The 20,731-nt window shown below is 66.1% G+C and carries 18 protein-coding genes and 3 pseudogenes; 15 read left to right on the top strand and 6 right to left on the bottom strand.

Annotated elements, in window-relative coordinates; genetic code table 11:
* The first annotated feature begins 105 nt into the window (after positions 1-105).
* Positions 106-2,196 (top strand): 3-hydroxyacyl-CoA dehydrogenase NAD-binding domain-containing protein, encoded by a 2,091-nt coding sequence (locus tag OKW38_RS10045; RefSeq protein WP_429361289.1) that lies wholly within the window; start codon positions 106-108, stop codon positions 2,194-2,196.
* 147 nt (positions 2,197-2,343) lie between these two features.
* Positions 2,344-3,522 (top strand): acetyl-CoA C-acyltransferase, encoded by a 1,179-nt coding sequence (locus OKW38_RS10040; RefSeq protein ID WP_429361288.1) that lies wholly within the window; start codon positions 2,344-2,346, stop codon positions 3,520-3,522.
* A gap of 20 nt (positions 3,523-3,542) precedes the next feature.
* Here the strand turns inward: OKW38_RS10040 and OKW38_RS10035 are convergent, their stop codons facing one another.
* Positions 3,543-4,052: an LEA type 2 family protein gene (locus OKW38_RS10035; RefSeq protein ID WP_090805759.1), complete on the bottom strand. Its 510-nt coding sequence runs from the start codon at positions 4,050-4,052 to the stop codon at positions 3,543-3,545.
* A 69-nt stretch (positions 4,053-4,121) separates the two neighbouring features.
* Positions 4,122-4,514 carry a hypothetical protein gene (locus tag OKW38_RS10030; protein ID WP_429361287.1) on the bottom strand — a complete coding sequence of 131 codons (393 nt, stop codon included), beginning with the start codon at positions 4,512-4,514 and terminating at the stop codon, positions 4,122-4,124.
* A gap of 178 nt (positions 4,515-4,692) precedes the next feature.
* Here OKW38_RS10030 and OKW38_RS10025 point away from each other — a divergent pair.
* The 5 genes and pseudogenes from OKW38_RS10025 to OKW38_RS10005 all read left to right on the top strand — a co-directional run bounded on the left by OKW38_RS10025 (position 4,693) and on the right by OKW38_RS10005 (position 9,763).
* Positions 4,693-6,199 (top strand): annotated as a pseudogene (locus OKW38_RS10025) (PLP-dependent aminotransferase family protein).
* 64 nt (positions 6,200-6,263) lie between these two features.
* Positions 6,264-6,749: a PaaI family thioesterase gene (locus OKW38_RS10020; RefSeq protein WP_026225390.1), complete on the top strand. Its 486-nt coding sequence runs from the start codon at positions 6,264-6,266 to the stop codon at positions 6,747-6,749.
* 28 nt (positions 6,750-6,777) lie between these two features.
* The gene (locus tag OKW38_RS10015) at positions 6,778-7,776 is read left to right on the top strand and encodes an NADP-dependent oxidoreductase (protein WP_429361285.1); all 999 of its coding nucleotides are present in this window, start codon (positions 6,778-6,780) and stop codon (positions 7,774-7,776) included.
* Positions 7,777-7,828: 52 nt separating this feature from the next.
* Positions 7,829-8,711: pseudogene (locus OKW38_RS10010) on the top strand (SDR family oxidoreductase).
* 92 nt (positions 8,712-8,803) lie between these two features.
* Positions 8,804-9,763 carry an alpha/beta hydrolase gene (locus OKW38_RS10005; RefSeq protein ID WP_429363711.1) on the top strand — a complete coding sequence of 320 codons (960 nt, stop codon included), beginning with the start codon at positions 8,804-8,806 and terminating at the stop codon, positions 9,761-9,763.
* A gap of 65 nt (positions 9,764-9,828) precedes the next feature.
* Here OKW38_RS10005 and OKW38_RS10000 read toward each other — a convergent pair whose 3' ends face one another.
* The 4 genes from OKW38_RS10000 to OKW38_RS09985 form a co-directional block, all read right to left on the bottom strand.
* Positions 9,829-10,695 (bottom strand): NRDE family protein, encoded by an 867-nt coding sequence (locus OKW38_RS10000; protein WP_018418053.1) that lies wholly within the window; start codon positions 10,693-10,695, stop codon positions 9,829-9,831.
* A 145-nt stretch (positions 10,696-10,840) separates the two neighbouring features.
* The gene (locus tag OKW38_RS09995; protein WP_429361283.1) at positions 10,841-11,908 is read right to left on the bottom strand and encodes a YgfZ/GcvT domain-containing protein; all 1,068 of its coding nucleotides are present in this window, start codon (positions 11,906-11,908) and stop codon (positions 10,841-10,843) included.
* A 310-nt stretch (positions 11,909-12,218) separates the two neighbouring features.
* A complete protein-coding gene (locus tag OKW38_RS09990; protein ID WP_090804775.1) occupies positions 12,219-12,515 on the bottom strand; it encodes a hypothetical protein in 297 nt (98 codons plus the stop codon).
* A 26-nt stretch (positions 12,516-12,541) separates the two neighbouring features.
* Positions 12,542-13,264 carry a hypothetical protein gene (locus OKW38_RS09985; protein WP_429361282.1) on the bottom strand — a complete coding sequence of 241 codons (723 nt, stop codon included), beginning with the start codon at positions 13,262-13,264 and terminating at the stop codon, positions 12,542-12,544.
* 520 nt (positions 13,265-13,784) lie between these two features.
* On the opposite strand from OKW38_RS09985, the gene mltG reads away from it, so the two are divergent.
* The 8 genes and pseudogenes from mltG to OKW38_RS09945 all read left to right on the top strand — a co-directional run bounded on the left by mltG (position 13,785) and on the right by OKW38_RS09945 (position 20,674).
* Positions 13,785-14,795, top strand: coding sequence for an endolytic transglycosylase MltG (mltG, locus tag OKW38_RS09980; protein WP_429361280.1), 1,011 nt, complete (start codon positions 13,785-13,787; stop codon positions 14,793-14,795).
* On the top strand, positions 14,795-15,415 hold the full coding sequence (gene tmk, locus OKW38_RS09975) for a dTMP kinase (protein WP_429336431.1): 621 nt from the start codon (positions 14,795-14,797) through the stop codon (positions 15,413-15,415). The genes mltG and tmk overlap by 1 nt, the downstream gene beginning before the upstream one ends.
* Positions 15,416-15,510: 95 nt before the next feature.
* Positions 15,511-16,555, top strand: a pseudogene (locus OKW38_RS09970) (DNA polymerase III subunit delta').
* A 49-nt stretch (positions 16,556-16,604) separates the two neighbouring features.
* Entirely contained in the window at positions 16,605-17,120 is a 516-nt protein-coding gene (locus OKW38_RS09965; RefSeq protein WP_429361279.1) for an N-acetyltransferase family protein, read from the top strand.
* A gap of 93 nt (positions 17,121-17,213) precedes the next feature.
* On the top strand, positions 17,214-18,005 hold the full coding sequence (locus tag OKW38_RS09960; RefSeq protein WP_429336433.1) for a TatD family hydrolase: 792 nt from the start codon (positions 17,214-17,216) through the stop codon (positions 18,003-18,005).
* A gap of 52 nt (positions 18,006-18,057) precedes the next feature.
* Positions 18,058-18,789 carry an ankyrin repeat domain-containing protein gene (locus OKW38_RS09955; RefSeq protein ID WP_429336434.1) on the top strand — a complete coding sequence of 244 codons (732 nt, stop codon included), beginning with the start codon at positions 18,058-18,060 and terminating at the stop codon, positions 18,787-18,789.
* A 185-nt stretch (positions 18,790-18,974) separates the two neighbouring features.
* On the top strand, positions 18,975-19,331 hold the full coding sequence (locus OKW38_RS09950; RefSeq protein ID WP_187610099.1) for a Rap1a/Tai family immunity protein: 357 nt from the start codon (positions 18,975-18,977) through the stop codon (positions 19,329-19,331).
* Positions 19,332-19,450: 119 nt separating this feature from the next.
* Positions 19,451-20,674: a mechanosensitive ion channel family protein gene (locus OKW38_RS09945; protein WP_429361277.1), complete on the top strand. Its 1,224-nt coding sequence runs from the start codon at positions 19,451-19,453 to the stop codon at positions 20,672-20,674.
* The last annotated feature ends 57 nt before the right edge of the window (positions 20,675-20,731 follow it).

Here is a 20,731-nt window from a genome sequence, read left to right as displayed (position 1 = left end):
CCGGAACCGTCGCTTGAAAAAGTCTGACCATAAGCAGGCTCGATGAACCGGACGGGCGGCGCATCATGCGCCGCCTCAATGCATGGATCGCACGGAGGCACGCAGATGGCAGTGGACTACATAACTCATGACGGCGTGGCCGTCCTCACGCTGAACAATCCGCCCGTCAATGGACTCGGTCTGTCGACGCGCGCGGGTATCGTCGAAGGGCTCGAGCGCGCGCAGAACGATCCGGCCATCAAGGCCATCGTGCTGACGGGTGCGGGCAAGGCCTTTTCGGGCGGCGCCGACATCACCGAATTCAATACGCCGAAGGCGACCCAGGAGCCGACGCTCGCGACCGTCATCAAGGCCGTGGAAGGCAGCGCGAAGCCGGTCGTCGCGGCGATCCACAGCGTCGCGATGGGCGGCGGCCTCGAACTTGCCCTCGGCGCGCATTACCGCGTCGCCGCGGCCGGCGCGCAGATCGCGCTGCCCGAAGTGAAGCTCGGCATCCTGCCGGGCGCGGGCGGCACGCAGCGTCTGCCGCGCGCCATCGGTCTGGAAGCGTCGCTGAACATGATCGTGTCGGGCGCGCCGGTGCTCTCGGAAAAGCTCGCCGATTCGGGGCTGTTCGACGAAGTCGTCGCGAATCCCGCCGAACTGGCCGAAGCCGCGCTCGCGTTCGCGCGCAAGGTCGGCGCCGCGGCCGGCCCGCATCCGAAGGTGCGCGAGCGCAAGATCGAACATCCGAATGCGGCCGGTTTCATCCAGTTCGCGCGCAATAGCGTCGCGGCAATCGCGAAGAACTTCCCGGCGCCGCATAAATGCATCGACGCGGTCGAAGCCGGTGTGAAGGACGGCTTCGACAAGGGCCTCGCATTCGAGCGCGAATGCTTCATCGCGCTCGTGCAGACGCCGGAGAGCCGCGCGCTGCGTCACGCGTTCTTCGGTGAGCGGGCGGCGAGCAAGATTCCCGACGTGCCGGCAGATACTTCGGTGCGCGACATCGATCGGGTGGCCGTGATCGGCGCCGGCACGATGGGCGGCGGCATCGCGATGAACTTCCTGAACGCGGGCATTCCGGTCACGCTGCTGGAAACGAAGCAGGAAGCGCTCGACCGCGGTCTCGCGACGATCCGCAAGAACTACGAGGCGACCGTCAGGAAAGGCAAGCTGAAGCCCGAGGTGATGGAACAGCGCCTCGCGCTGCTGAGCTCGACGCTCTCCTACGACGACCTGAAGCACGCAGACATGATCGTCGAAGCCGTGTTCGAAGAGCTGGGCGTGAAGGAGCAGGTGTTCCGCCGGCTCGATGAAGTCGCGAAGCCCGGTGCGATCCTCGCGTCGAACACGTCGACGCTCGACGTCGACAAGATCGCCGCGTTCACGAAACGTCCGCAGGATGTGGTCGGCATGCACTTCTTCAGCCCGGCCAACGTGATGAAGCTGCTCGAAGTCGTGCGTGGCAAGGAGACCGCAAAAGACGTGCTCGCCACCGTGATGAAGCTCGCGAAGAAGATCAGGAAGACCGCGGTGGTGTCGGGCGTGTGCGACGGCTTTATCGGCAACCGGATGATCGAGCAATACGTTCGTCAGGCGCTTTTCTTGCTCGAAGAGGGCGCGTTGCCAGCGCAGGTAGACAAGGCCATCGAGAAGTTCGGCTTCGCGATGGGTCCGTTCCGCATGAGCGACCTCGCCGGCAACGACATCGGCTGGGCGATCCGCAAGCGCCGCTATCTCGAGCACCCCGACATGCACTACTCGAAGATCGCCGACCGTCTGTGCGAGATGGGCCGCTTCGGCCAGAAGACCGGCGGCGGCTGGTACGACTACAAGGCGGGCGATCGCACCGCATACCCTTCGGGCGTGGTCAACGAAATGATCGGCGAGTACTCGAAGGAAACCAACGCTGAGCGCCGCAAGATCAGCGACGAGGAAATCGTCGAGCGTCTGGTGTTCGCGCTCGTCAACGAAGGCGCGAAGATTCTCGAGGAAGGCATCGCGTCGAAGGCGTCGGATATCGACATGGTCTATCTGACCGGCTACGGCTTCCCGCTCTATCGCGGCGGCCCGATGCTGTACGCGGACACGGTGGGGCTCTACAACGTCGAGCGCGCGATTCGCTGCTATGCGGCGCGGCCGAACGGCGACGCGTGGCAGCTCGCGCCGAGCATCGCGAAGCTCGCGGCCGAAGGTCGCGGGTTCAACGGCTGAGCGCGGCCGGCTTCAGCCCACGAATTGAGCGGTGCGGGGTTCCCCCGCATCGCTCGCATCAAACGACAGAGGCGGCGCGGTGATGCGCTTTTGAACGCACGGCAGTGAGCCGGCGCGCCACTACTGACACTGCAATTGGAGACATGCATGACTGACGCCGTAATCGTATCCACCGCCCGCACGGGTCTCGCCAAATCGTGGCGCGGCGGGTTCAACATGACGCACGGCGCGACGCTCGGCGGCCACGTGACGCAGGCCGCGGTCGAGCGCGCGAAGCTCGATCCGGCGCGCGTCGAGGACGTGATCATGGGTTGCGCGAATCCGGAAGGCGCGACGGGCGGCAATATCGCGCGGCAGATCGCATTGCGCGCGGGCTTGCCGGTCAGCGTGCCGGGCATGACCGTGAACCGTTTCTGCTCGTCGGGATTGCAGACGATCGCGCTCGCGTCGCAGCGCGTGATCGCCGGCGAGGGCGACGTGTACGTCGCGGGTGGCGTCGAGTCGATCTCGTGCGTGCAGAACGAGATGAACCGCCACATGATGACCGACGGCTGGCTCACCGAGCACAAGCCGGAAATCTACTGGTCGATGCTGCAGACCGCCGAGAACGTCGCGAAGCGCTACTCGATCTCGAAGGAACGCCAGGACGAATATGGCGTGCGCTCGCAGCAACGCGCGGCGGCCGCGCTCGAAGCCGGTAGATTCAAGGACGAAATCGTGCCGTTGACGGTGCTCGCCGGCGTCGCTGACAAGACGAGCGGCCGTCTCTACACGAAGGAAGTGACCGTCAGCAGCGACGAAGGCATTCGCGCCGACACGACGCTCGAAGGCGTGTCGAAGATCCGCACCGCGCAGCCGGGCGGCGTGGTCACCGCGGGCAATGCGAGCCAGTTCTCGGACGGCGCATCCGCTTGCGTCGTGATGAACGCGACGCTGGCCGAACGCGAAGGGCTGCAGCCGCTCGGCATCTTCCGCGGTTTCGCGGTGGCCGGCTGCGAGCCCGACGAAATGGGCATCGGCCCGGTGTTCGCGGTGCCGAAGCTGTTGAAGAAAGCCGGCCTCAAGGTCGAGGACATCGGCCTTTGGGAGCTGAACGAAGCATTCGCGGTGCAGGTGCTCTATTGCGCCGACCAGCTCGGCATTGCGCACGACCGCCTGAACGTGAACGGCGGCGCGATCGCGGTGGGCCATCCGTACGGCGTGTCGGGAGCGCGGCTCGTCGGCCATGCGCTGATCGAAGGCAAGCGGCGCGGCGTGAAGTTCGTCATCGTGACGATGTGCATCGGCGGCGGGCAGGGCGCCGCGGGTTTGTTCGAAGTGGTTTGAGCGGGCGTGGGCCGGCGTCATTACGAGCCCGTGTCCGACGACGGCAGGCTCAGCGTTCCCTGATCGGTGAATCGCGTCGTACCGGTCACGCCACCCGCGAGCTTGCCGCGCAGAACGTACGGAACCTGTCCCGACTGCGCGGCGCCGGCTAGCGCAAAGGCTTGACGAACCGCGGCGAAAGCCGGCACGGTCAGCGGCACGGTGACGACGGTTTCACCGAAGCGCGGCACGGTGCCGCTCTGGTCGCTGACGCCGGTGGCGAACGGCTTGCCGTTCAGCTCGAGATCGAGCGACACGCCGTTGAAGCTGACCGCGGAGTCGTTGGGATTCTGCACGCGCAGCTTGACGTTGAAGCGCATCTCCATGCCCTGGCCAGCGATCGGCTCGATGCCCGCCACATTGACGCGCAACGGGTCGGCGCCGAACAGGCCCGCGCAGCCAGCGAGTGTCAGCGTGACAGCGACGCCGGCGGCGAACAGGCGCCACACCCGTGAGACCAGGCCCGGCTGCAGCGCGCGAAAGAATGACATGACCTGCACCTCGAACGAAGCGGGTTGGTCATGCATTGTAACGGGCCACGTGGCGCGCGCAGCGACGTTTCAGGCGGCGCGCCGCCACCGTGTGCGCACGACGCAAGCGAGACGCCGAGCGGCTTGCAGAACGAAACCGCGCGCGCTGTGTTCAGCGTGTGCAGGCAGCACGATGAATGCAGCGCGATCGGCCCGCGTCGCGCGGATTGACACGACGCCACGTTGCGAGGTCACAAACCGCTCGCCTTCGTGCAACGTGAGCGACGTGAGCGGGGCGTCGTTGCCGAGCCAGGCCAGCGCATGATCGCGGAAGACGAGTTGCAATGCACCTTCGACCGCGATGATCGAACTGCGCGCGCGCAAGTCGTGCAGGGCCATCTGACCGGCGGCAAGATGCGACGCCGCGGTGCAATCCAGTTCGGCACCGGGTAACAAGCGATCGTGGTATGGACGCACAGGCATGACCGATTCCTTTAAACCGTCTTCGTGTCACACAGCTTAGGGAATCCGTCCGGATGAAAACAGGCGCAGCTGTCGACAATCCGAACCGGTACAGTGGTGCGTTTCGTCACGCTGTATCGGTCCGAATCACGTCGATGTGTATCTGTCGCGGCGCGCGGACTATCCGCACCATCGGTTCATGAGCGAATCCCCCTTCACACCGCAAGGTCCCTCGACGGACCGGCCAGCCGAGCGCCAGCCGCTGTACCGGCAACTGGCCGACCAATACCGCCGCGCGATCGGCAACGGCGCGCTGCGCCCGGGCGACCGCATGCCGTCGATGCGCGCGTTCATGCAGCGCCACGGCGTGAGCCTCGCGACGGCGACCGAGAGCTATCGCGAACTGGAACGCGCCGCGCTGATCGACGCCCGGCCGCGCGCCGGCTATTTCGTGCGCGTGCCGCCGAGGGCTGCGTTGCCCTGCGCCGCCGAGCCCGATCTCGCGATGCAGCCCGGCGCCGCCGCGCAGTTCGTCGGCATTCACTCGGAGATTTCGGCGCTCGTGTCGAAATTTCAGCGCTATCCGCACGCGCTGAATCTCGGCGGCGCGACCGCGTCGCCCGATCTCTATCCGACCGATGCGTTGCAAAAGGCCGCGGTGCGCGCGTTGCGCCGGCGGCCCACCTTGCTGACCGCCGTCGGGCCCGATCAGGGTGATCCGGCGTTGCGCGCGATCATCGCCCGGCGCGCGCTCGAGGCCGGCAGCCAGATCGGCGCGGACGACATCATCATGACGCACGGCGGCGTCGAAGCGATGAACCTCGCGTTGCGCGCGGTGACGCAGCCGGGCGACACGGTAGCGGTCGAATCGCCGTGCTTCTTCGGTTTGCTGCAGGCGCTCGAAAGTCTCGGTCTGCGCGCGCTCGAAATTCCGACCAGCCCGAGCACCGGCCTCGCGATCGAGGCGCTGGCGTTCGCGCTGCACACGCATCCCGACATCAAGGCGGTCGTGGTGGTGCCGAACCTGCAAAACCCGCTCGGCAGCGTGATGCCCGACGCGCACAAGGCGAGCCTCGTCGAACTGTGCGCGCGCGCCGGCATCGCGCTGATCGAGGACGATCCCTACCGCGAACTCGTCGATGCCGCGCCGCCGCCCCGCTCGCTGAAGGCGTGGGACACCGATGGCACCGTGATCCATTGCACATCGTTCAACAAGACGCTGGCGCCTGGCATGCGCGTCGGCTGGATCAACGGCGGCCGGTGGCATCCGCGCATCGGTATGCTGAAGTTCGCGCAGTCGCGCCACAACGAGCAGTTGTCGCAAGTCGTGCTCGCCGGGTTCCTGGAGACGAGCGCGTACGAGCGCCATTTGCGGCGTTTGCGCGAGAGCTTGCAACTGCGGCGCGAGCGGATGGCCGCGGCGGTGGCGGCATCGTTTCCCGACGGCACGCGGTTCACGCCGCCGCGCGGCGGGATGTTTTTCTGGATCGAATTGCCGCGTCACGTATCTTCGTCGGCTTTATTCGACGCCGCGCTTGCATGACGGTCTTCGCATCATGCCGGGCACGGTATTTTCGAACGCCGGGCGTTTCGATCACTTCATTCGGCTCAGCTGTTCGAGTGCGGATCTGGATCTGACCGACGAAGCGGTGCGCAGACTAGGGCGCCTCGCGGCACGGATGGCAGCCCATGCGTCAACGCGATAGCGGGTATCATTTCCCGCCGTACGCTCGACACGCGCCGTCGGCTACGAAATCTGATATCTGAGCCATGACCGATCCATCCACCTCATCCAGAACGGGCCATGCATCGTTGCCCGAAAGCCCCTTCATCGACCGTCTCGGCGCACAGTTGTTGTCGGCCGCCGACGGCGTCAGCGAAGTCGTGCTGCCGTTGCAACGCGATCATATGAACACGTGGGACGTCGCGCATGGCGGCGTCACGATGACGCTCGCCGACGTCGCGCTCGCGATGGCCGCGCGCAGTCTCGCCGGCGACGGCGTCGGCGTCGTCACCGTCGAGATGAAGGTCAACTTCATGCAGCCGGGACGCGGCGAGTTGCGCGCGACCGGCCGCGTGCTGCATCGCTCGACGACGATGGCCTATTGCGAAGGCGAGATCCGCGACAGCGAAGGCCACTTCGTCGCGAAAGCGCTCGGCACCTTCAAATACATGCGCCGCCTCGCGGTGGGCCGCGACGTCACGCGGCAGCGTCTGCGCAGCGACCCGGCGGCGAAGCCCGGTCCGAGCGACTGAGCACCCAACAACCCAAGGAGACGACCGCATGGCCCAGATCAATCGCCAATTGCTGCTGGCTTCGCGCCCCCAAGGCGAAGCCACGCCCGATAACTTCAAGCTCGTCGAAACGCCGCTCGCGCCGCTCGCCGAGGGCGAAGTACGGGTGCGCAACCACTATCTGTCGCTCGATCCGTATATGCGCGGACGCATGAACGACAGCAAGTCATACGCGGCGCCGCAGCCGCTGAACGAAGTGATGATCGGCGGCACGGTCGGCGAGGTCGTCGAGACGAGGAATCCGAAGTTCGCGGTCGGCGACAAGGTCGTCGCGATGTTCGGCTGGCAGGAGTACGGCACCTCCAATGGCACGGGCATGCAGAAGGTCGACGACACGCATGTGCCGCTGTCGGCGTATCTCGGGCCGGTCGGCATGCCGGGCGTCACCGCATGGTACGGGCTGAACCGCATCATCGCGCCGAAGGCCGGCGAGACGGTGGTCGTCAGCGCGGCAAGCGGCGCGGTGGGCAGCGTGGTCGGTCAGCTCGCGAAGGCGGCGGGCGCGCGCGCGGTCGGCATCGCGGGCGGCGCGGACAAGTGCCGCTATGTGGTCGAGACGCTCGGCTTCGACGCGTGCGTCGACTACAAGGCCGGTAACCTGTACCAGGACCTGAAGGCCGTCACGCCCAACGGTGTCGACGGCTGCTTCGAGAACGTCGGCGGCGACGGGCTCGACGCGACGCTCGCGCGCATGAACGCGTTCGGGCGCATCGCATTGTGCGGCTTCATCGCGGGCTATGACGGCCAGCCGCTGCCGCTCAAGCATCCGTCGCTGATGCTGACGCAGCGGCTGCTCGTGCAGGGCTTCATCGTCAGCGAACACATGGACGTGTGGCCCGAGGCGCTCAGGCAGCTCGGCACGCTCGTCGCGCAGAAGAAGCTGCAGTATCGCGAGACGATCGCGCAAGGGCTCGAAGCCGCGCCCGAGGCATTCATCGGCTTGCTGAAGGGCCGTAACTTCGGCAAGCAACTGGTCAAGCTGATCTGAGCGCGACGTCATCGTGCAACGGCAAGCCGCCACTCAACGAGGGAGTCACAGAATGTTCGAATTCGCGGGCAAGGTGGCGGTGATCACCGGCGCGGGCAGCGGCTTTGGCCGCGCGTTCGCGCACAAGGGCGCGGCGCTCGGCATGAAGCTCGTACTCGCGGACGTCAACGCCGACCAGCTCGCGCAAACCGTCGACGCCTTGCGCGGAACCGGCGCCGAGGCGATCGGCGTGCCGACCGACGTATCGAACGCCCGCGCAGGTCGAGGCGCTCGCGCAGGCGGCGCTCGCCGCGTTCGGCAAGGTCCACGTGCTGTTCAACAACGCGGGCGTCGGCACCGGCGGCTTCCTGTGGGAAAGCTCGGCGAACGACTGGTCGTGGGTGTTCGGCGTCAACGTGATGGGTGTCGCGCACGGCGTGCGCGCGTTCGCGCCGATCATGCTCGCGCAGAAGGAGCCCGCGCATATCGTCAATACGGCGTCGGTGGCGGGGCTGCTGGCGCCACCGGCAATGGGCATCTACAACGCGTCGAAGCATGCGGTGGTGGCGCTGACCGAGACGCTGTATCACGACCTGAAGCTCGCGCAGGCCGGCACGGGCGGCGAGGTCGGCTGTTCGCTGCTGTGTCCCGCCTTCGTGCCGACCGGCATCGCGGAGGCCGAGCGCGCGCGTCCCGACGAGTTGCGCAACGCGGACCGGCCGACGCGCTCGCAGATCGCGGCCGGCAAGCAGTTGCAGCGCGCGGTGCAGTCGGGCAAGCTCACCGCCGACGATGTCGCCGACATCGCGTTCGAGGCGATCGCCGCGCGGCGTTTCTATATCATCACGCATCCGGGCATCATGGCGACCGTGAAGCTGCGTCACGAGGATATCGAGCAGTTGCGCGAGCCGTCCGATCCGATGTCGCTGAAGCCCGAGGTGAAGAACGCGCAGTAGCGGCCGGCTGCGCGGCCGGTGCGCCGGCTTTTGTCAACCCTTGGCGCACTGCGCGCCGCCCGATGCGCGACGCGCACCACGTTGCCGAAACCATGCCGCTGAATCCCACGATCGAGCAGGTGCTCGACATGATCGCGCGGGCCAAACGCCCGCAGTATCACCAGATGAGCGCGCAAGCGGCGCGCGCGTCGTACGAGAAAAGCGCGCCGATCCTCGAGATCGCGAGCGCGCCGATGTTCTCCGTCGAAGATCTGCGCGTGCCGACGCGCGACGGCGCGACGATCCGCGCGCGCCTGTACTGTCCGGTCGAGCCGGGCTGGGCCGAGCCGCTGCCTGCCCTTGTGTACTACCACGGCGGCGGCTTCACGGTCGGCAGCGTCGATACGCACGATGCGCTGTGCCGGATGTTCGCGCGCGACGGCCAGTGCGCGGTGCTGTCGGTCGATTACCGGCTCGCGCCCGAGCACAAGTTTCCGACCGCTGTCGACGACGCCTTCGACGCCCTCAGTTGGCTACACGCGCACGCGGCCGAATTCGGCATCGACGGCACGCGGCTCGCGGTGGGCGGCGATAGCGCGGGCGGCACGCTCGCGACGGTTTGCGCGGTGCTCGCGCGCGACGCCGGCCTCGCGCTCGCGCTGCAATTGCTGATTTATCCGGGCACGACCGGCCATCAGCAGACCGACTCGCACTCGCGCCTCGCCGACGGCTTCCTGCTGTCGGGCGACACGATCCAGTGGTTCTTCGAGCACTACGTGCGAGATAGCGGCGATCGCGACGACTGGCGTTTCGCGCCGCTCGACGGCGAGCGCGGTGCGCCGGATTTTCGCGGCGTCGCGCCCGCGTGGATCGCGACCGCCGAATACGATCCGCTCAGCGACGAGGGCGATGCCTATGCGGAGAAACTCCGTGCGCTCGGCAATCCGGTCACGCTCAAACGCTACGCCGGCATGATCCACGAGTTCTTCAAGATGGGCGGCTTCGTGCCCGAAGTCGCGCAGGCGCATGCGGACGCCGCGGCGGCGTTGCGCGCGGCATTCGGCATCGGGTGAGGGCGGTGATCGCGAAGCGATGAGCGGCCGGCGGCGAATGCGCCGGCCAGGCGGTGCTCAAACGATCACGCCACGCTCATCCGGTCGCGCTCGACATTGAACGCGAAGCTGCGCTCGAAATCGCCGGGCCGCACGATCCGGTGCGAGCCGTTGTCGTCGCTGCGCTCGGCGACCGCGACGCCGATCACGTCGCCATAGGCGGCGACGCGCAGCGCGGTGGTGCTGCGCGTGCCATAGTCCGGCGATTCGATGAACGCCGCCGACAGCACGCGTTCGCGTTCGAGCGGAATACCGGTCGACGGCAATTCGTCGTCGCGCGCGAGCCGCGGATCGCGCATCAGATCGATCAGGCGTTCGAGCGGCGGCATCGGATCGCGCGCGAGCAGCGTGCCGAGCTCGCCGCGCTTTTTGACCAGCTTCGGCCACGCGGTATCGAGCACCGCGTTCGAGATGCCGTGCGTGCCCGGCGCGAGCAGCGCGGGACCGCTGTTTGCGTCGACGGCGCCGCGATTGCAGTACCACGCGAGCTCGCGACGCGTCCAGTCGCCCACCAGCAGATTGAAGCCGTTGTAGATGTCGCCTTTTTGCGCGACGTGCCGCAGATACGCGAGCGGCGTCTCGTGCGGATTGCCGTCGGCGTCGCGCGCGGCGCTCGTGAGCCAGTCGCTGACGAGCGTGCCGCGGGTCGGCGCATCGGCGCGCATTTCGCCCGGCGCGCGGTAATTGGTCAGCGCGGCGAAGCGGCCGTCGCGCGATAACCCGAGCCACGTGCCGCCGCCCACGAGGTCGCGGCCCCCCAGCACCTCCGGCGCGTCGCGCCACCAGCCGATCGGCTCGGCCGTGCGGCGGAAGAACTCGTCGCGATTCGCGGCGAGCGTGAACAGCGGACCATCGAGCGCATCAGGTCGCCAGTCGAAAACGATCAGGCACATCGGGGAGCATCTCCCGTTCAGAGCATGGGGCGGCCGCCTGATGCAGCGACGCAGGCGGCAAACGAAAGCGGCAAAAAACAGACGAGAATAAAGCAGTCAATAAAAAACGGCGCCCGATTGCGCCGCTTTTTACCCTCTCCAACGATCAGACTTCGGCGGGCAGCCCGTAAGGCAGCGTCAGGAAGCGCAGCGCGGGGCCGTCGGCCGCGCCGACATGTACGCTGCCGCTCTCGAGCGCCGTGAGCTTGATCTCGACCAGCAGATCGACGCCGCCGCCTTGCGCCGATGCCGCGTTGACGATCATCCCGCACGGCTGGCCCGGATCGTCCGAGTGGAACAGCTCGGTGCCGGGCCGCACCGTGTCCAGTTCGCCGGCGACGTTGGCGAGCGACGTGCGCCGCTTGATCGTGCCGCGATACTGGCTGCGCGCGACCACTTCCTGACCCGGATAGCAGCCCTTGCGGAAATTGACCGCGCCGAGCACGTCGAAGTTGACCATTTGCGGCACGAACTGCTCGACGACCGGCTGCGTGATGCGCGGCTCGCCCGCGCGGATGTCGAGCCAGTCCCACACGGCTGGCGACACGCGCTTTAGCCTGCCGTCGAGCGACGGCAGCAGCGCTTCGATCTGCGCTTTCGGGCCGATCCACAGATAGCGCAGCCGCTCCAACGCATCGGGCACGCGGATCAGCGTGCCCGCTGTGCCGTCGACCTGCACGTGCACACCGTCGGGCAGCGCGTCGAACACGCCGGACAGCGCGCCGCGCACGTCGCCCGCGAGGCCGACCACCGCGAGCTCGCCGCTCGCGTCGGCGAGCTTGGCCTTGGCGCGCAGCACGAACATCGACAACCGCTTTTGCACCGCGGCCTGCACGTCTTTGGATACCAGCAGGCGGATCGTATCGCCGCTGCGCCAGCTGAGGAACGACGCGAGCAGCCGGCCCTTGGCCGAGCAGTAGCCGGAGAGGCGCGCGTTCGCGGCGTCGAGATGCTGGACGTCGTTGGTCAACTGGGCGTGCAGGAAGCTCGCCGCGTCGTCGCCGGTCGTGTCGATCACGCCGAACTGCGGCAGCGGCATGTACGCGCCGTGCTCGAGCACGGCGGCGAATTCTTCGGCCGACGGGCGCGGCAGGATGGGCAGGGCGGCGGGCGCCGCCGCGGCGGGAGTGAGACCGGAAGCGTTACCTGAGGCGTTCACGAGCGGTGTGTTCATGGATTCCGGGAACAGTCAATTCTGACTTTGGCGAAGGCAAACAGTCATTATATTCAGTCCAGCCCTGTCGCGTTTCGCAAGTCCCTGGCGAATGAAGGCTTTCCGAGAGCCTGGCGCAGCAGGGGATTGGAGGTTATCACCCTCCGGCTGTGCCCATATTGTGACCATGTTGGGGTGTTCTGCCAGAGGGTCCGGCGCAAGATGGGCAGGCACCCGACGTGCTGGATCTGCTGTCCGCTGCCGCGGTCACAGACGAGCCGCCGCCGGGGTGGCTGCGGCGGGGCCACTGAGTAAGGCGGACGAGCCACTGTCATTCCGTGGGCGGCTTGGCCGGTGCCCAGTCCATCGGCTGCTCAGTCGTGATTTTCAGCCGTTCGCGCAATTCGGGATGCGCGATTGCCTGAATCAGAATCGCCATTCCTCCAAGCTTCCGAGCGTCTTCGTCTGTCACTGGCAACATTGAATTTTCCGGAGCATCCGGTGGGATAGTGATTGCCAGCGCTCGATCAATCGCCGCTTGCACGTGAACCCGTGAAACTGTGCACATCTTTAATTGCTGAGTATCGGCGTCATAAAAAATGACGCTAGCCCGATCCGGTTTAGTCATCTCAATATACCCTGCATGCCTGGAATTTATCGAATGCTCGCTGTGCGCAGAGCGCATAGGTACGTGGATCTTGATACATTGCTCGGGCCACCTGACACATGCTCCATGTCTGAATGGTAGTCCGCGAAACACTCAGCCTCATCCAACTCACTGACGCCACGCGCGGCCAGTTCCTGGACATCGCCGAACTGCGGATCCTCGGTGTACTCAAACGGCCGCGCATCGCCGAGCGGCGTCGATACTGGCGTAGCGATGGTTCCATCTGGCAAGACGTCGCCGGGGCGGGCGTACCAGATCGCGAGGCCATCGTCGGCGGCCAGTCGCGGCAGTTTGGGGCGCTCGAATGAGCGCGCGGCACGCACCAAGGGCAGCGCCCTCCGGAATAGCTGCGACGGCGTAACGGTTGGATAGTACGGCCGGGTCTGCTGTTGGACAGGCGCGCCGCGTCCGCGCGAGGCGCGCAGCTTCGGCGCGACTGCAATCACATCGCCACGCTCAAGGGCTGCCCGTAGCGCCTGGCCGAGTTGAGCCGGTGCCGCGCCGCTCGCATACGCGCCGCCCCGCACATTGCGCATGAACTCGACGAGCCGCGGTAGCTGGCGCGTGTCATGCGTAAGCTCCCATGCGCTTGCCGAGGCAATGAGCTTCCGGCCGGCTCGCGCTTCGTCGCTAAATGCGTTGCCGCGATATTCCTGCCGCGTGTGGAGCATGCAGCCCCAGTCGGTTCCGACTTTGAAGTCGATCGCCATGCGCCCCTCTGTAACGTCAAATCAGCCGGCATACCTATGGCCGGGACCCGATCATGCGTTCCGAAAGAATGAATTCCGATGCGAACCCTATTGTTGTTGTCGTACCGCCTTGGCGACCACAAGAATTTTCAGAGCGGAACGGCGCGTGGAGTCTCCCAATTGCCGCAGCTCGTGCTCGGGTCTTTCGCGGCGGCGTGTAGGTCGCCCCCGAACCATCGTTTGAAACTGTCAACAACGGCCAAAAGCGGCAGGAGCCGAAAAGGCGTTTGGTCGGGAATTGTCGAACCTTTGAAACTCTGACCTATGTTGTGACAGCGTACGCCTCGACTAGCATCAGACGGACGCCAGCGGAATTCATATTGTTGTTTCCGGCCGTGACCATCTGGTGCCCGCATCTATACAATACAGGTCGCAAAAGGCCGAAAGGGCTGCAAAACGGCACAGTCTCAATGTTGACCGACGCAAGACTTTCCCGTTAAAAATCAGTTCGTTGCCATCTAAACGCTAATTCTTTCCTGTCGTGTCCCTTCTGAAGAAATGTTTCGTCGCCGGCGCGCTCGTCGTTGTGCTGGCCGCGGCGGCCATCGCCGCTGGATACTACTGGGCCACCCGCCCGCTCGAATTGACCCCGGCGCAACTCGACGTCACCGTCAAGCCGCACAGCAGCCTGCGCAGCGTCGCGCTGCAGCTCAATCGCGGCGGCGTGCTGGTCGAGCCCGAGCTGTTCATCGCGATGACGCGGTTGCTCGGGCTGCAAAGCGAGCTGAAGTCCGGCAATTACGAGTTCAAGAGCGGCATCACGCCCTACGAGGTGCTGCAGAAAATCGCGCGCGGCGACGTCAACGAATATGTGGCGACGGTCATCGAAGGCTGGACCTTCAAACATATGCGCGCTGAACTCGACGCCAATCCCGCGCTGAAGCACGACACGCTCGGCATGAGCGACGCCGATCTGATGAGCGCAATCGGCGCGCCCGAGGCGTCGATCGGCAACGGCGAAGGGCTGTTTTTCCCGGATACCTACCTGTTCGACAAGGGCACCAGCGACCTCGACATCTATCGCCGCGCTTACCGTCTGATGCGCGTGCGTCTCGACGAGGCGTGGCTCGCGCGCGCGCCGAACCTGCCGTACAAGTCCCCGTACGACGCGCTGACGATGGCGTCGATCGTCGAAAAGGAAACCGGCAAGGCGTCCGACCGGGCGCTCGTCGCCGCGGTGTTCGCCAACCGTCTGCGCGCCGGCATGCCGCTACAGACCGACCCGACCGTGATCTACGGAATGGGCGACAGCTACGCCGGCCACATCAGGAAGAAAGACCTGCAGACCGACACTCCATACAATACCTACACGCGGATGGGCCTACCGCCGACGCCGATCTCGCTGCCGAGCGTCGCGTCGCTGCAGGCGGCGATGAACCCGGCGCAAAGCAACGCGCTGTACTTCGTGTCGCGCGGCGACGGCAGCAGCATCTTTTCTGACACCCTCGGCGAACACAACAAGGCCGTGGACAAATACATTCGAGGGCAATGATGGCGCGCGGCAAATTCATTACGTTTGAAGGCATCGACGGCGCGGGCAAGACTACCCATCTGGGCTGGTTCCGCGAACGGCTCGAGGCGAAGCTCGCGCCGAGCGGCCGCTCGGTCGTGATGACACGCGAGCCGGGCGGCACGCCGCTCGGTGAGCAGATCCGCGATATCGTGCTGCATCAGAAGATGGATCTCGAAACCGAGGCGCTGTTGATGTTCGCGCTGCGCCGTCAGCATCTGGCCGAGGTGATCGAGCCGGCGCTCGCGCGCGGCGATTGGGTGCTGTCCGACCGTTTTACCGATGCCACTTTCGCCTACCAGGGCGGCGGCCGCGGCTTGCCGCGCGACAAGCTGGAGACGCTCGAGCGCTGGGTGCAGGGCGGTTTCCAGCCGGATTTGACCGTGCTGTTCGATTTGCCGCCCGCCGTCGCCAACGAGCGGCGCAGCGCGGTGCGTAATCCGGATCGTTTCGAGAGCGAGTCGGCGGCGTTTTTCGAGCGCACGCGCGCCGAATACATGCGCCGCGCCGAAGAAGCGCCATATCGATTCGCTATCATCGACTCTTCGCAGAGCATCGTTCGAATTCAGAAGCAGCTTGAGGAGTTGATTGCAAGCCTCTGATTCGAAATAGATATAACCGCTTCTTATAATCTCGTGCGAAGTTCACTCGACATCTGAAGTAGCGCCTACAACCGATTGATTCAAAAAGACAAACGATGATCTATCCGTGGCAAGCCGATGACTGGAATCGCCTGCAGCAGCTGCACGGCCACTGGCCGCACGCATTGTTGCTGCACGGCCAGGCGGGCATCGGCAAGCTGCGTTTCGCGCAGCACCTCGCGCAGGGTCTGCTGTGCGAGGCGCCGCAACCGAACGGCGAGCCGTGCGGCGCGTGCGTGGCCTGCAACTGGTTCGCGCAGGGCAATCATCCCGACTACCGCATCGTCGTGCCGGAGGCACTCGCCGCCGAAGCCGGCCTCGCGAACGCCGCGAACGGCGCCGACGACAAGGCCGAAAAAGCCGATGGCGACGAAGGCAAGAAGACCCGCACGCCGAGCAAGGAAATCAAGATCGAACAGATCCGCGGTCTGCTCGACTTCGTCGGCATCGGTTCGCATCGCGGCGGCGCGCGCGTCGTCGTGCTGTATCCGGCCGAGGCGCTCAACGTCGCGGCCGCCAACGCGTTGCTGAAGACGCTGGAAGAGCCGCCCGCCGGCGTCGTGTTCCTGATGGTGTTCGGCGCGCCTCGACCGTTTGTTGCCGACCATCATTAGCCGCTGCCGTCAGTGGCCGATGAGCGTGCCCGCGCCGGACACCGCCGCGCAGTGGCTGGCTGCGCAAGGCGTCGCCGACGCCCGCGCGCTGCTCGCCGAAGCGGGTGGCGCGCCGCTCGCCGCGCTCGCGCTCGCCAGCGACGAAAACCGTCCGCTGCGCGACTGGACGCTCAAGCAGCTCGCGGCCGGCGCCGGGTGCGACGCATTCGCGTGTGGCGAGGCGCTGCAGAAGCTCCCAGTGCCGCTCGTGCTCGGCTGGCTGCAGCGCTGGATGTACGATCTGCTCGCGCAGCGCACCGCCGGCGCGCCGCGCTATTTCCCGCAGGCGTCGGCCGCGCTCACCCGCTGCGCCACCCAGGCCGACGCCAATGCATTCGCGCGTTTTCTGCGCACCGTCACGCGCCAGCGCGCGGTCGAGAACCATCCGTTGAACGCGCGGCTCGTGTTCGAGGAACTGTTCATCGGCTATCGCGCGCTGTTTGCGTGAGCCCGCAGCCGGACAGCCTGCCGTTTTTTTTCATTCAAGCCAACCCGCCATGAGCCTTTCCTACCGCGACGCCACGCTCGACGATCTGCCCGCGATCGTCGCCATCTACAATTCGACGATCCCGTCGCGCCAGGTCACCGCGGACCTCGAGCCGGTCAGCGTCGAGAGCCGGCATGGGTGGTTTCATGCGCACAGCCCGCAGAAGCGGCCGCTGTGGGTGCTCGAAGATCCGAAGCAGGCGGGCCGCGTGATCGCGTGGCTCAGCTTTTCCGATTTTTATGGCCGGCCGGCTTATCAGCGCACCGCCGAAGTCAGCATCTATCTCGACGAAAGCGCGCGCGGCCAGGGACTCGGCAAGCAACTGCTGGCGGCGTCGCTCGACGCGGCACCGGGTCTTGGCATCGATACGGTGCTCGGCTTCGTGTTCGGTCACAATGAAGCGAGCGTGCGGCTGTTCCGCGGCTTCGGCTTCGATGCATGGGGCACGTTACCGCGCGTCGCGGTGCTGGATGGCGTCGAGCGCGATCTGGTGATTCTTGGCAAGCGTCTTGCACACGCCGGTTAAGCGCGCTGCGCAAGCAGCGCCACCTGAGCTGTGCCAAGCGGCCCCGGCCACGCTATCGTCCAGCCGCAAGCCCCTTTTTTGCAGGACCTGACCATGTTTGTCGATTCACACTGCCACATCAACTTCGAAGGACTCGCGGACCGTCTGCCGCAAGTGCTCGAAAACATGCGCAGCCATTCGGTCTCGCACGCGTTGTGCGTGTCGGTGGATCTTGAAACGCTGCCGTCGGTGCTGGACATCGCCAGCCGCTATGACAACGTGTACGCGTCGGTCGGCGTGCATCCCGATCACGAGCACATGCGCGAGCCGAGCGTAGCCGAGCTGGTTGAACTGGCCGGGCACCCGAAGGTCGTCGCGATCGGCGAAACCGGGCTCGATTACTACCGCCTCGAAGGCCGCTCGATCGCCGACATGGAGTGGCAGCGCGAGCGCTTTCGCACGCACATCCGCGCCGCGCACGCGACCAGCAAGCCGTTGATCATCCACACCCGCTCGTCGTCGGAAGATACGTTGCGCATCATGGACGAGGAGCGCGCCGGCGTGCCGGGCGGCGTCATGCATTGCTTCACCGAACCGTGGGCCATCGCGGAGCAGGCGCTCGCGCAGAATTTTTACATCTCGCTGTCGGGCATCGTCACGTTCAAGAGCGCGACCGATGTGCAGGACGTCGCGCGCCGCGTGCCGCTCGACCGTCTGCTGATCGAAACCGACTCGCCGTACCTGGCGCCGGTGCCGTATCGCGGCAAACCGAATGAACCTGCGTACGTCAGTTATGTCGGACGCTTCATCGCGCAGCAACGCGAGATGCCGGACGAGGCGCTGGCCGCCGTCACCACGCAAAACTTCTTCAGACTGTTCGGACTCGCCGCGCCGGCCGGAATCTGAACCAAAAAGCTGCGTAACATCAAAGGGATAGGAAGATTTCCTAAAGTACCATATGAAAAATATTTCGACGTCGTCCGCTGATTTCCAACCGCTGTCCGCCGGGTCGGCCGCCCGGGCTTTCGCGCCGGCGCGCCGTCTCGCGTGCGCCGCCGCGCTCGCGTGCGCGGCGCTCGTCGCGGTGCCCGCGCATGCGGCGCCGATCGACTCGCTGATCAAGTCGGTCAAGTTCGACGACGTCGACGGCGTCAACAAGCTGCTCGCGAAGGGCATGGACCCGAACAGCGTCGACAATCAGGGCATCCCGCTGCTCGTGATCGCCGCGCGCGAGAAATCCGACAAGGTCGCGGCCGCGTTGCTGGCGAATCCAAAGACCGATATCGAGATTCAGGACAAGGCCGGCGAAAACGCGCTGATGATGGCGTCGCTGGTCGGCGACCTGAACTTCGTGAATCTGCTGATCGCGAAGGGCGCCGAGGTCAACAAGAAGGGCTGGGCGCCGCTGCACTACGCGGCCGCGAACGGCCACGACGACATCGTCAAGGTGCTGCTCGACCACTCGGCCTACGTCGACGCGGGCTCGCCGAACGGCACCACGCCGCTGATGATGGCCGCGCGCGGCGGCCACGTTTCCACCGTCAAGCTGCTGCTCGACAACGGCGCGGACCTGTCGGTGAAAAACCAGATCGGCATGACCGCGCTCGATTTCGCCAAGACATACAAGGAGCCGGACGTCGTCGAAGGGCTCACGGCGCGCATGCAGCAGACGCAGCAGCAGAAGCAATGACGTTTTGTCGGCAGGCGCCTCGCCATGCCGTGCCGCTTTGCAGCCGTTTTGTCCGAGCCGCGCGGCTGCCGGCCTGCTGCCGCCGCGTAAAACAGTGCAGAATGACGACTTCGGCGCGCCGCGTAGCGCGCCGTCCGGACGCGGCAGAAAGACCGCGTGAATAAACAACCCTGGAAAGGAACACCATGCTGCGGGCTTTGATTTTCGCCGGCGCGCTTGCCTTGCCGCTTTCGGCAGCCGCGTTTACGGGAGGCGACCTCAACAAGCTGTGCACCAAGACGGACGTGGCTTCGCGTAGCGCCTGCGCGGCCTACATCGAAGGCGCGGCCGACGGCATCTTCAACACGATCGACGCGATCGGCGGCACCACCGGTCCGCGCGTCGGCCAGTACTTCTGCCTGCCGCCGGATGCGCGCTCGGCGCAGTTGACCGACGCGGTGCGCAAGTACATCGCCGAGAACCCGAACGCCGCGGCCTACAACGCGAGCACGGCGATTTCGCTGGGTCTCGGCAAGGCGTTTCCCTGCAAGAGCGGCGGCTGATCGATAACCGCGGCGCATCGAAGAACCCGTTGTAACGCCCAGGCGCGGTCGTGCGCCCCGGATGTCAGTCGTCGCGCAGGCGCGCCGCCGCTCATCGAGCCCGGAGGAAGATGCCCGTTATGCCTACTATCGACGACTTCTACCGCGTGGCGGCCGCGCCGCTGCATACGTGGCTCGGCACGCTGATCGTGACGGCCGTCGTGGCGATCGTGGCGAGCGGCATTCACCGCATCGGCGCGCGCGTCGTGAAGCGTCTCGCGCGGCCGCACGCGCTGACGAGCGTCGTGCTGCGCTACATCGACAAGCCGTCGCTGTTCGCCCTCGTGATCCTCGTGTTCGCGTGGGTCGGGTCCGAGGCACCCGACACCCTCAACTTCATCGAACCGGTGCGCGACATCACCGGCATCGCGCTGATCGCCGCGCTGACGTGGCTGTCGGTGCGCTCGGCCGCGGCGATCGGCGAAGCGATCATCCGCGCCCATCCGCTCGATTCCGCCGATAACCTGCAGGCGCGCCGCATCCATACGCAGGCGCGCGTACTCGCGCGCTCGGTGATGATCGTGATCGTGATCATCGGTGTCGGCGGTGCGCTGATGACCCTGCCCAACGTGCGGCAGATCGGCGCGAGCCTGCTGGCGTCGGCGGGTGTCGCTGGTCTGGTCGCCGGTATCGCGGCGCGGCCGGTGCTCGGCAACCTGATCGCCGGTTTGCAGATCGCGCTGTCGCAACCGATCCGCCTCGACGACGTCGTCGTGATCCAGGACGAGTGGGGACGCATCGAGGAGATCACCGGCACGTACGTGTCGGTGCGGCTGTGGGACCAGCGCCGTCTGATCGTGCCGTTGCAATGGTTTATCGAAAATCCGTTCTCCAACTGGACCCGCAGCAGCTCGCAGATCATCGGCACCGTGTTCCTGTTCGTCGATTACCGGATGCCGCTCGCGCCGCTGCGCGAGGAGCTTGCGCGCATCGTCGAGAACGCGCCCGAGTGGGACCGTCGCGTGCAGGTGCTGCAGGTGACGGACTGCACCGAGCGCGCGATGCAGTTGCGCGCGCTCGTCAGCGCGCCCGATTCCGGCCTTGCGTGGGATCTGCGCTGCCGCGTGCGCGAAGGGCTGCTCGATTTCGTTCATCGGCATTACCCGGAATACCTGCCGCGGGCGCGTGCCGAGGTGTCGGCGGAGCTGGAGACCGGTGGTGCTGGCCCGAGCGACTGGCTGCCGCGCAGCCGGCAGGCGCCAGCCGGCAGCACCGCCGCGCATACCGAAGCCGATCCGGTGGCGAGCCGCGTCGGCCGCGCTGGCGCGGGCGAGGTCGCGCAGAAGGCGAAGGAACAGGCTTAGGCGGGCGTTGCGGATCGCGAATCGCGAGCGGCGTGCGGCGACCGCCCTCGGCAAGCC

The organism is Paraburkholderia sp. MM5496-R1, assembly GCF_050436205.1.
Taxonomy (GTDB): domain Bacteria; phylum Pseudomonadota; class Gammaproteobacteria; order Burkholderiales; family Burkholderiaceae; genus Paraburkholderia; species Paraburkholderia tuberum.
Note: the sequence above shows the minus strand (reverse complement) of the source record. Positions and strands in the feature narration are given on the sequence as shown.